This window comes from Mesorhizobium sp. M7A.F.Ca.CA.002.09.1.1 (genome assembly GCF_003998555.1).
Classification (GTDB): Bacteria; Pseudomonadota; Alphaproteobacteria; order Rhizobiales; family Rhizobiaceae; genus Mesorhizobium; species Mesorhizobium ciceri.
Genome location: NZ_RZRR01000119.1, coordinates 1 through 9,034, shown reverse-complemented (window position 1 = coordinate 9,034; position 9,034 = coordinate 1). Strand labels below are relative to the sequence as shown.

Genomic DNA, 9,034 nt, shown 5'->3' with positions numbered 1-9,034 from the left:
CCATTATTCGTCACGCTATGCGCATTGCGACGTGCTGGTGCTGGGCGGCGGTGCGGCGGGCATCGCTGCGGCATTGGCAGCGGCGGAGACCGGCGTGCGGGTCATCCTCGCCGACGAGCAGGCCGAGTTCGGCGGCAGCCTGCGTTTCGAGAGCGGCGCGAAAATCGACGGCCAGGACGGCTTTGCCTGGGCGCAAGCTGCCGTGGCGAAGCTCGCCGCGATGGACAATGTCCGCGTGCTCCCGCGCACGACGGCGTTTGGCTATTACGCGCAGAATTTCGTCGGCCTGGTCGAGCGTGTCAGCGATCATCTGAAGGCTCCCGGCCACGATCTGGCGCGCGAGCGGCTGTGGCAAGTCAGGGCCAAGCGCGTGGTGCTGGCCTCGGGCGCCATCGAGCGCCACATGGTGTTCGCCGACAACGACCGCCCGGGCATCATGCTGGCGGGTGCCGCGCGCACCTATCTCAACCACTATGGCGTCGCGGTCGGCAGGAATGTCGGCGTCTACACCGCCAATGATTCCGCCTATGCAGCGGCGATCGACCTGAAGAAGGCCGGCGTCAACGTGGCGGCGATCGTCGATCTGCGCGACAATCCGACCGGACCGGTGATCGACGAGGCGAGGGCGCTCGGCATCGAGGTCAATTTCGGCCGCGCGGTGATCCGCGCCGGCGGCAAGCTGCGCGTTTCCTCGATGACGGTGCAGCCGAAGAATGGCGGCGGCGAACGCATCATTCCAGTCGACGCGATCCTGATGTCGGCCGGCTGGACGCCGTCGGTGCATCTGTTCTCGCAGTCGCGCGGCAAGGTCGCCTTCAACGACGAGACCAAGCGCTTCGTGCCGGGCACCTATGCGCAGGATTGTGTCTCTGTCGGCGCCTGCAATGGTACCGACGGCCTATCGGCGACGGTCGACGAGGCCTATGCCGCGGGCGCCAAAGCGGCCAGGGATGCGGGCGCGAAAACCGCCAAGGGTACGAAGCCGAAGGTCGACACCTCGGAGAGCTGGTCGCGCGGCATGCTGGGTGCGGCTCCTGGCGCCGGGCCGGACACCACGGTGAAGGCGTTTGTCGACTTCCAGAACGACGTCACCGCCAAGGATATCCGCCAGGCGGTGCACGAAGGCATGCGCTCGATCGAGCACGTCAAGCGCTTCACCACCAACGGCATGGCCACCGATCAGGGCAAGACCTCCAACATGCACGGCCTGGCGATTGCCGCCGAGATGCTGGGAAAGCCGATCCCGGAGGTCGGCCTGACCACGTTCCGGGCGCCCTATACGCCGGTGACCTTCGGCGCCATCGTCAGCCATGCGCGCGGGCCGCTGTTCGACCCGACGCGTAAAACGGCGATCCATCCCTGGGCCGAGGCGCAAGGCGCGGTGTTCGAGGATGTCGGCCAGTGGAAGCGCGCCTGGTATTTCCCCAAGGCGGGCGAGGACATGCATGCTGCTGTCGACCGCGAATGCGTCGCCGTGCGCAAGACTGCCGGCCTGTTCGATGCCTCGACACTGGGCAAGATCGAAGTGGTCGGGCCGGATGCGGCCAAATTCATGGAGCTGCTCTACACCAACCCTTGGGAGAAGCTGGAACCCGGCCGCTGCCGCTATGGCATCATGCTGCGCGAGGACGGTTTCATCTATGATGACGGCGTCGTCGGCAGGCTGGCGCCCGACCGTTTCCATGTGACGACGACGACCGGCGGCGCGCCGCGTGTCATGAACCACATGGAGGACTATCTCCAGACCGAGTTCCCGCATCTCAATGTCTGGCTGACCTCGATCACCGAACAATGGGCTGTCATCGCCGTGCAGGGACCAAAATCCCGCGACATCATCGCGTCGCTGGTCGAAGGCATCGACATGTCGGACGAGGCGCTGCCGCATATGTCGGTGCGCGAAGGCAAGATCTGCGGCGTGCCGACGAGGTTGTTCCGCATGTCGTTCACCGGCGAGCGGGGCTTCGAGGTCAACGTGCCTGCCGACTATGGCCAGGCGGTCTGGGAAGCGCTTTGGGCCGAAGGCCAGAAGCATGGCGCCGCCGCCTACGGCACCGAGGCGATGCACGTGCTGCGCGCCGAAAAGGGCTACATCATCGTCGGCCAGGACACTGACGGCACGGTGACGCCGAACGATGCCGGTCTCGACTGGGCGGTCGGCAAGAAGAAGACCGACTTCGTCGGTATCAGGGGCATGGCGCGGCCCGACCTGGTCGCCAAGGGCCGCAAGCAACTGGTCGGCTTGAAAACGAAAGACCCAAAGGTGGTGCTGGAGGAAGGCGCGCAGATCGTCGCCGACCCCAAGCAGGCGATCCCGATGAAGATGATCGGTCACGTCACCTCGAGCTACTGGTCGGAAAATTGCGGCCGCTCGATCGCGCTGGCGCTGGTCGCCGGCGGCCGCGACCGGATGGGCGACACGCTCTACGTGCCGATGCCGAACGGGGTGATCGAAGTGGAGGTTACCGGCATGGTGTTCTTCGACGAGACGGGAGGGCGCCTCAATGGCTAAGGCCGCTGCAAGGAAGACGGCTCCGGCTGCATCGCCTTCGGTCGAGCGCCGTCCGGCGCTGGCTGGACGCAGCACCACTGCTGCCGCCGTCAAGGTCGAGGTGCTGCCGCCGGCCGAGCGCATTTCGCTGCGTGCGCCGGAGGCTTCGGCCGCAGCGCTTTCGAAGGCGCTCGGCGTGACCTTGCCGAAAAAGCCGAAGACATCCTCCTCGAAGGGCGGGCGCACCGCCTTGTGGCTCGGCCCCGACGAATGGCTTGTCATCGATGAAGCCGGCAACGATCCGCTGGCCGATTGCGCCGGGGTTGCCGCTTTGCACTCGGCGGTCGGCATCTCGCATCGCAACATCGCGATATCAGTGACGGGCGCGGGGGCAGCGGCGACGATCAATGCGGGCTGCCCGCAGGATCTGTCGCTCGACGCCTTCCCGGTGGGCGCGGCGTCGCGCACCATCCTGGGCAAGACCGAGATCGTGCTGTTGCGCACAGCCGCCGATGCCTTCCGGGTCGAATGCTGGCGTTCCTTCTCGGACTATGTCTTTACTTTCCTGTCCGAGGGATCGCGCGACGCGGCGGTCTGAACTCGGAACGTTTTGCAGGGCACGCTCGTTCTGCATCCGCACGCCGAGGGAGAAATGCCGATGCCGTCGAATTCCGCGCCGAAGTCGCCGGTCAAAAAGACATCGGCCGTCCGCTCGCTCGAACATGAGCGACATGAAGCCCCGAGCGCCGAAGAGGAACTCGAGGAAGGCCTCGAAGACACGTTCCCGGCCAGCGATCCGGTATCCATTACCGGAACCGCCATCCCCGGCGCACCGGCGAAACCGGGCAAGGCCAAGACCGTGCCGGGGCGCAAGAAGCGCAAGACCTAGTATTCCATCGGGCCAGATCGCATCGGACCTTCTCAATCTCCTTGGGCGTGCTATTTAAAGCGCTTTGGGAGATGAAAATGCCGACAAAAGCGATCGTTTGGGGCGAGAACGTCCACGAGCAGACCAATGAAGCCGTGCGCGAACTCTATCCCTTGGGGATGCACGGCACCATCGCCGCCGCGCTCAACCAGGACAAGGGCATCGAGGCGGCCACCGCCACCTTGCAGGAGCCCGAGCACGGCCTGAGCGAAAAGCGCCTGGCGGCCACCGACGTGCTTTTGTGGTGGGGCCACGCGGCGCATGGCGAGGTCAAGGACGAGATCGTCGAGCGGGTGCAGAAGCGGGTCTGGGAAGGGATGGGCCTGATCGTGCTCCATTCCGGCCACTACTCGAAGATCTTCAAGCGGCTGATGGGCACGCCCTGTTCGCTGAAATGGCGCGAGGCGGGCGAGCGCGAGCGCGTCTGGGCGATCAACCGCGGCCACCCGATCGCGCAAGGCATTGGCGAGTGCCTGGAGATCGGCGAGACCGAAATGTATGGCGAGCCGTTCGCGGTGCCGGAGCCGCTGGAGACGGTGTTCGTCTCCTGGTACGAGGGCGGCGAGGTGTTCCGGTCAGGGCTGACCTACCAGCGCGGCGCGGGACGGATCTTCTACTTCTCGCCCGGCCACGAAACCTATCCGATCTATCACAATGAGGGCGTGCAGCAGGTGCTGCGCAACGCCGTCCATTGGGCGCACAATCCGGCGCCGGCCTGGTCCGGCATCACCAATGCGCCGAACGTGCCGACGGATGCGGCCAAGGAGAAGATCGTGCAGAAGGGGCTGCGCCTGCATGCCGATGGCGACAAGGGCCTGAGCTGATTGGGGCGGCCTGAGCTGATCGGGCCTGAGTTGCCCAAGGCGTGAGTTGATTTTGGGGGCTTGGGGCTAATGCATCGAATTCTTCTGCTCGGCACCGGCGGTATCGCCGGGCATCATGTCGAGGAGTTTGCCGGGATTCCCGGCTGCAGCATCGTCGCCTGTGTCGACCAGGTGCCCGGTCGCGCTGCGGCGTTCGCCGCGGCCAGCAAGATCGGCGATTCTTTCGAGAGCCTGGAGGCGGCGATCGCCTGGGGCCAGTTCGATGCCGCCATCAACGCGACGCCGGATGGTGCCCATAGGGCGACGACGCTGGCGCTGCTCGGCGTAGGAAAACATGTGTTTTGCGAAAAGCCGCTGGCGCCGAATCATGCCGACGCACTTGCTATGACCGAAGCGGCCGAGGCTGCCGGGGTGATCAACATGGTCAACCTCACCTATCGCAACTCACCGGCGATCCACGAGGCGCGGCGCATGGTTCAGGCCGGCGAGATCGGCGCATTGCGCCATGTCGAGGCGAGCTACCGGCAAAGCTGGCTGGTCAGCAAATCATGGGGTGACTGGCGGGTCGAGGACAAATGGCTGTGGCGCTTGTCCAGCCGGCACGGTTCGACCGGCGTGCTGGGCGATGTCGGCATCCATATCCTGGATTTCGCCACCTATGGCGCCGGCCAGGATATCGTCAGCCTGCATGCCGATCTGGTGACGTTTCCGAAGGCCGAGGGCGAGCGCATCGGCGACTATGTGCTGGACGCCAATGACAGCGTGGCAATGACGGCGCGGCTCGATTGCGGCGCGCTCGCCACGATCGTGGCGAGCCGCTACATGACCGGTCACGCCAACGATCTGTCGCTGGCCCTGCACGGCACCCAGGGCGCCATCAAGGTCGAGACCGACGGCAAGGCATCGAGCCTGTCGGCCTGCCTCGGCGGGGATGTCGATCTTCAGCGCTGGCGGACTTTGGATCTGCCCAGTGTCAAGCGCAATGCGCGACGCTTTGCCGATGCGCTGGATGCAGGCCGGAATGGCGATCCGTCGTTCCGGCGCGCCGCCGACATGCAGAAGCTGATCGACGCAGCCTTTGAAAGTTCAGCGGCGAAGCTGCCGATTTCGGTCGCTTGAAGCTGGCCGACTTGTGCCGGCCAGACGTGATCTTTGCTGATATCAGAATGCGCTCGGCACAATCCACGGATTGATGCTGATGCCGAGCCGCGGGCCCTTGCCTTCAGCGGTGTTTTCCGTGGCACCCTTCTTCTCGACCGAACCGGTCGAAGCGCAATCGAGCTTCAGGTTGGTCTTGGTGTCAACGCAGGCCGCCACCGGCGCATGCTTGACCGGATGGGTGGTGTTGGCGGCGAAAGCCGAGCCCGAAAGTGCCAGCACGGCGGCGAGGGTGAGGAGTGTCTTTTTCATTGTCAGTCTCCGGTTTCCGGGTCGAATTCAATTCGTACCGACGGGTGAATTTTTCTCGTACATGTACGATAGACTGTACATATACGCCGTCGATTGGGAATTCAAGGGAAAACCGTACGCGTACGATAAATTTTTCGTTAACCAAGAAATCCCCCCAGGGTCTGGCTGGGGCGGAGAGAAAATATGGAAATGAAAGGTCAGCAGTTGACCGGTGTCTCGGTCAATGGCGGGACGTTTTGCGTGCTGAGCGTGGCGAGCGTGAAATCGCACATCCGCTTCACGAAGGCCTGCGGGTCGCCGAAGGGGTAGAATGGAAAGGTGATGAGCAGCGAGATCGTGCCGTGGCCAACCGCCCACAGCATGGTGGCGATGGCGCGCGGATCGCCCTGCAATTTTCCGGCGGCAACGCAGGCCTCGACCCGGCTGATCAGCGCCTTCATCGCCGGGTTGCTCTCTTCCATGTCGTCGTAGCTCCTGCCTTCCGGCAGCTTGGTCTTTTCGGTCATGAATACGGTGCGGTATTCGTTGGGATTGCCGAGCCCGAAGGCGGCATATTCCGTCATCACCGCCTGCAAGGCTGCGATCGGATCATCGGACGGATGCTCCTCGATGCGGCGAGCAAGCGTCTCGAATGCGTCCTCGGCCAGAGCGAACAGGATGTCCTGCTTGTCGGCGAAGTAGGAATAAACGGACATCGGGGCGTAGCCGACCCGCTTGGCCAGCTTGCGGATGGTCAGGCCCTCATAGCCCTCTTCCTGGACAAGCTTATGCGCGGCCTCGAGCAATTCGGAGCGCAGTTCTGCTTTTTGTTTCTCGCGGCGTGTCTGGACGCTCTGCGGCAAGATCTGGTGCCTTCGGTTGGGTTGGTGGCTGGCTAAATTATATACGCTGTACGGAAACGGACAAGGGCACGGGAAGTTCCCAAACGGTATGCTTCGGATCGTGCCGACGCTTTTCGAATTTTGGCAGCCCCGTGATCAGCACCGTTCCTCTCTCGAAATGGCCCATCACGCCTCCCTGTCGATCAGTTCTGCGGCAAGACACGAAAGCAGTTTCACCGCCTCGCCATAGGTTTTCGCCTTCTCGGGATTGGAGGCGTTGCCGTCCAGCGCCCGCTTGAAGACGCCCTGGCAGATGGCAGCCAGCCGGAAGAAGGAAAAGGCGAGGAAGAACGTCCAGTTGCCGATACCGGTGAGCCCGCGCCGCCGGCAGTAGGCGGCGACGTAGTCCTCTTCGGAAGGCAGGCCGAGTGCGGAACGATCGATACCGCCCAGGCCGCGAAAGCCGGAAGCGTGCGGCAGCCGCCATTGCATGCATTGATAGGCGATATCGGCGAAGGGGTGGCCTGATGTCGAAAGTTCCCAGTCGAGCACTGCCAGAACCGTTGGCCGGTCCGGCGCGAAGATCAGATTGTCCAGCCGGTAGTCGCCATGGACCAGTGAGATCCGGCCGTCATCTACGGGCATATGCGTTTCCAACCAGGCAATCAGCCGGTCCATGTCGGCGACGGTGCCGGTTTCCGAGGCACGGTACTGGCTCGTCCAGCGCGCCAGTTGGCGCTCGAAATAATTGCCCGGCCGGCCGAAATCGCCGAGCCCCACAGTCTCGACATCGACCTCGTGCAGGGCGGCGAGGGTGTCGTTCATGGCATCGTAGATGGCGGCGCGTTCATCATTGTCGCCAGCCTCCGGCAGAGCCGGATCCCAGAAAATGCGGCCGTCGAGGAAATCCATCACGTAGAACATGCGGCCGATGGGCGAGCCTTCCGCCGACAGATGCAGCATGGCCGGCACAGGCACGGCGGTGCCGGCAAGCGCGCTCATCACCCTGAATTCGCGGTCGACCTGGTGCGCCGATTTCAGCAATTGCCCCGGCGGCTTGGCGCGCAGCACGTAACGGCCGCTTGCCGCCGTCAAAAGGTAGGTCGGGTTCGATTGGCCGGATTTGAACTTCTCGACTGCCGCAAGCCCGGAAAAGCCCGGTATGTTCGCCTCGAGGTAAGGCGCAAGCGCTGCCTGGTCGAGAACGGGATCACTCATGCCGTCTCGGGCTGGCGTTCGATCAAGGTCAGCGTCAGCCAGCGCGCGGTCAGTGCCGGCTTCTTCGAACCCTCGATCTCGATCGTCACGTCATGCGCGGTCTGCACCCAGCCCGACGGCCTGACCTTGACGTCGGCCAGCACGAAACGCGTGCGGATGCGCGCGCCGGTTTTCACCGGCGCCAGGAAGCGCAGCGAATCGAAGCCGTGGTTGACGCCCATCTTGCCGTTTTCCAGCGGCGGCATGGTCTCGAAGGTCATCGCCGACAACAGCGACAGCGACAGGAAGCCGTGCGCGATGGTGCCGCCGAACGGCGTTTCACGCATCGCCCGCTCCGGATCGCAGTGGATGAACTGATGGTCGTCCGTGGCGTCGGCGAACTGGTCGATCATGCGTTGCGTGACCACCCGCCACGGCGACACGCCGACCTCCTTGCCGACACTGGCCAGAAGCACATCGAGACTGATCGGTTCCACGCTCATGTCCTCCAGTTCACCCCCGGCTTCTGTGGCCGGAAAATGTCATTCCTTGAACAAGGTCAGCCCATGCTGCACCGACTGTCCGCCGTCGATCGGCAAGATGGCGCCAGTGACATAGCTGCCTGCACGGCTGCACAAATAGAGCGTTGCGCCGGCGATGTCATCCGGTGCGCCGATACGGCCGATCGGAACATGGCTGCCGACGTGCCTGGCCTGTTCCTCTGTGGCGGTGGCAAATGCCGTCATCCGGCTCTGGAAGGGGCCGGGGGCAAAGGCGTTGACGGTGATGCGGCGGGCGGCGAACTCGAGCGCCAGTGTGCGCGTCAGATGATGAACCGCAGCCTTCGAGGCGGTGTAGGAATAGGCGTCGTCGGCCAGCGGCTGCGTGCCCATTACCGAACCGAGGTTGATCACCCTGGCCGGATCGGCGTCGCTGGCGGCGGCATCGAGCAGCCGCAGCAATTCGCGCGTCAGATGGAAGACCGCGGTGACGTTGACGCCAAACACCTTGGCCCATGCCGAATAGGGGAAGCTTTCCAGCGGCGCGCCCCAGGAGACGCCGGCGTTGTTGACCAGAATGTTCAGCCGTTCGGTGCGCGATTTGACCTCGGCGACGAGTGCGGCGATGCCGGCTTCGCTGGAAACGTCGCCGACGAAGCCGTCGGCCCGGCCCGGTGCACCAAGCTGGTTCAACTCTTCGGCGACCTTGATACAATCCTCGCCCTTGCGCGACGCGATCATCACGCTGGCGCCGGCCCTGACCAGCGCGGTCGCCGCCATGCGGCCGATGCCGGTCGCCGCACCCGTCACCAGCGCGGTCTTGCCGGCCACCGAAAACAGTTCGTCCAGATAGCTCATCACAATTC

At 64.1% G+C, this 9,034-nt stretch carries 10 protein-coding genes; 5 read left to right on the top strand and 5 right to left on the bottom strand.

Annotation, left to right across the window (positions count from 1 at the left end; genetic code table 11):
- The 5 genes from EN994_RS07975 to EN994_RS07955 form a co-directional block, all read left to right on the top strand.
- The coding region (locus EN994_RS07975) for a sarcosine oxidase subunit alpha family protein (RefSeq protein WP_127307472.1) at positions 1 to 2,509 on the top strand (2,509 nt) is incomplete at its 5' end.
- Positions 2,502 to 3,086: a sarcosine oxidase subunit gamma gene (locus EN994_RS07970; RefSeq protein WP_063168972.1), complete on the top strand. Its 585-nt coding sequence runs from the start codon at positions 2,502 to 2,504 to the stop codon at positions 3,084 to 3,086. The genes EN994_RS07975 and EN994_RS07970, both read left to right, overlap by 8 nt.
- Positions 3,087 to 3,146: 60 nt before the next feature.
- Positions 3,147 to 3,377, top strand: a complete 231-nt coding sequence (locus EN994_RS07965) for a hypothetical protein (protein ID WP_024502775.1) — start codon at positions 3,147 to 3,149, stop codon at positions 3,375 to 3,377.
- Between the two features lie 77 nt (positions 3,378 to 3,454).
- Entirely contained in the window at positions 3,455 to 4,240 is a 786-nt protein-coding gene (locus EN994_RS07960) for a ThuA domain-containing protein (RefSeq protein ID WP_027161369.1), read from the top strand.
- Positions 4,241 to 4,309: 69 nt separating this feature from the next.
- The gene (locus EN994_RS07955; protein ID WP_063168971.1) at positions 4,310 to 5,359 is read left to right on the top strand and encodes a Gfo/Idh/MocA family oxidoreductase; all 1,050 of its coding nucleotides are present in this window, start codon (positions 4,310 to 4,312) and stop codon (positions 5,357 to 5,359) included.
- Positions 5,360 to 5,401: 42 nt separating this feature from the next.
- Here EN994_RS07955 and EN994_RS07950 read toward each other — a convergent pair whose 3' ends face one another.
- The 5 genes from EN994_RS07950 to EN994_RS07925 form a co-directional block, all read right to left on the bottom strand.
- The gene (locus EN994_RS07950; RefSeq protein ID WP_013529664.1) at positions 5,402 to 5,650 is read right to left on the bottom strand and encodes a DUF680 domain-containing protein; all 249 of its coding nucleotides are present in this window, start codon (positions 5,648 to 5,650) and stop codon (positions 5,402 to 5,404) included.
- A gap of 197 nt (positions 5,651 to 5,847) precedes the next feature.
- The gene (locus EN994_RS07945) at positions 5,848 to 6,492 is read right to left on the bottom strand and encodes a TetR/AcrR family transcriptional regulator (RefSeq protein WP_013529665.1); all 645 of its coding nucleotides are present in this window, start codon (positions 6,490 to 6,492) and stop codon (positions 5,848 to 5,850) included.
- A 165-nt stretch (positions 6,493 to 6,657) separates the two neighbouring features.
- Entirely contained in the window at positions 6,658 to 7,689 is a 1,032-nt protein-coding gene (locus tag EN994_RS07935) for a phosphotransferase family protein (protein ID WP_063168970.1), read from the bottom strand.
- Positions 7,686 to 8,171, bottom strand: a complete 486-nt coding sequence (locus EN994_RS07930) for a MaoC family dehydratase (protein WP_263484965.1) — start codon at positions 8,169 to 8,171, stop codon at positions 7,686 to 7,688. Before EN994_RS07930 ends, EN994_RS07935 begins: the two co-directional genes overlap by 4 nt.
- A 39-nt stretch (positions 8,172 to 8,210) precedes the next feature.
- Complete coding sequence (locus EN994_RS07925) at positions 8,211 to 9,026, bottom strand: SDR family oxidoreductase (protein WP_063168969.1); 816 nt, start codon at positions 9,024 to 9,026, stop codon at positions 8,211 to 8,213.
- Between the last annotated feature and the right edge of the window lie 8 nt (positions 9,027 to 9,034).

Bases quoted from the DNA above. Each gene is read 5' to 3' on its own strand.
- EN994_RS07925 (WP_063168969.1), bottom strand. From the start codon at position 9,026: ATGAGCTATCTGGACGAACTGTTTTCGGTGGCCGGCAAGACCGCGCTG.
- EN994_RS07965 (WP_024502775.1), top strand. From the start codon at position 3,147: ATGCCGTCGAATTCCGCGCCGAAGTCGCCGGTCAAAAAGACATCGGCC.
- EN994_RS07950 (WP_013529664.1), bottom strand. From the start codon at position 5,650: ATGAAAAAGACACTCCTCACCCTCGCCGCCGTGCTGGCACTTTCGGGC.
- EN994_RS07970 (WP_063168972.1), top strand. From the start codon at position 2,502: ATGGCTAAGGCCGCTGCAAGGAAGACGGCTCCGGCTGCATCGCCTTCG.
- EN994_RS07935 (WP_063168970.1), bottom strand. From the start codon at position 7,689: ATGAGTGATCCCGTTCTCGACCAGGCAGCGCTTGCGCCTTACCTCGAG.
- EN994_RS07930 (WP_263484965.1), bottom strand. From the start codon at position 8,171: ATGAGCGTGGAACCGATCAGTCTCGATGTGCTTCTGGCCAGTGTCGGC.
- EN994_RS07960 (WP_027161369.1), top strand. From the start codon at position 3,455: ATGCCGACAAAAGCGATCGTTTGGGGCGAGAACGTCCACGAGCAGACC.
- EN994_RS07955 (WP_063168971.1), top strand. From the start codon at position 4,310: ATGCATCGAATTCTTCTGCTCGGCACCGGCGGTATCGCCGGGCATCAT.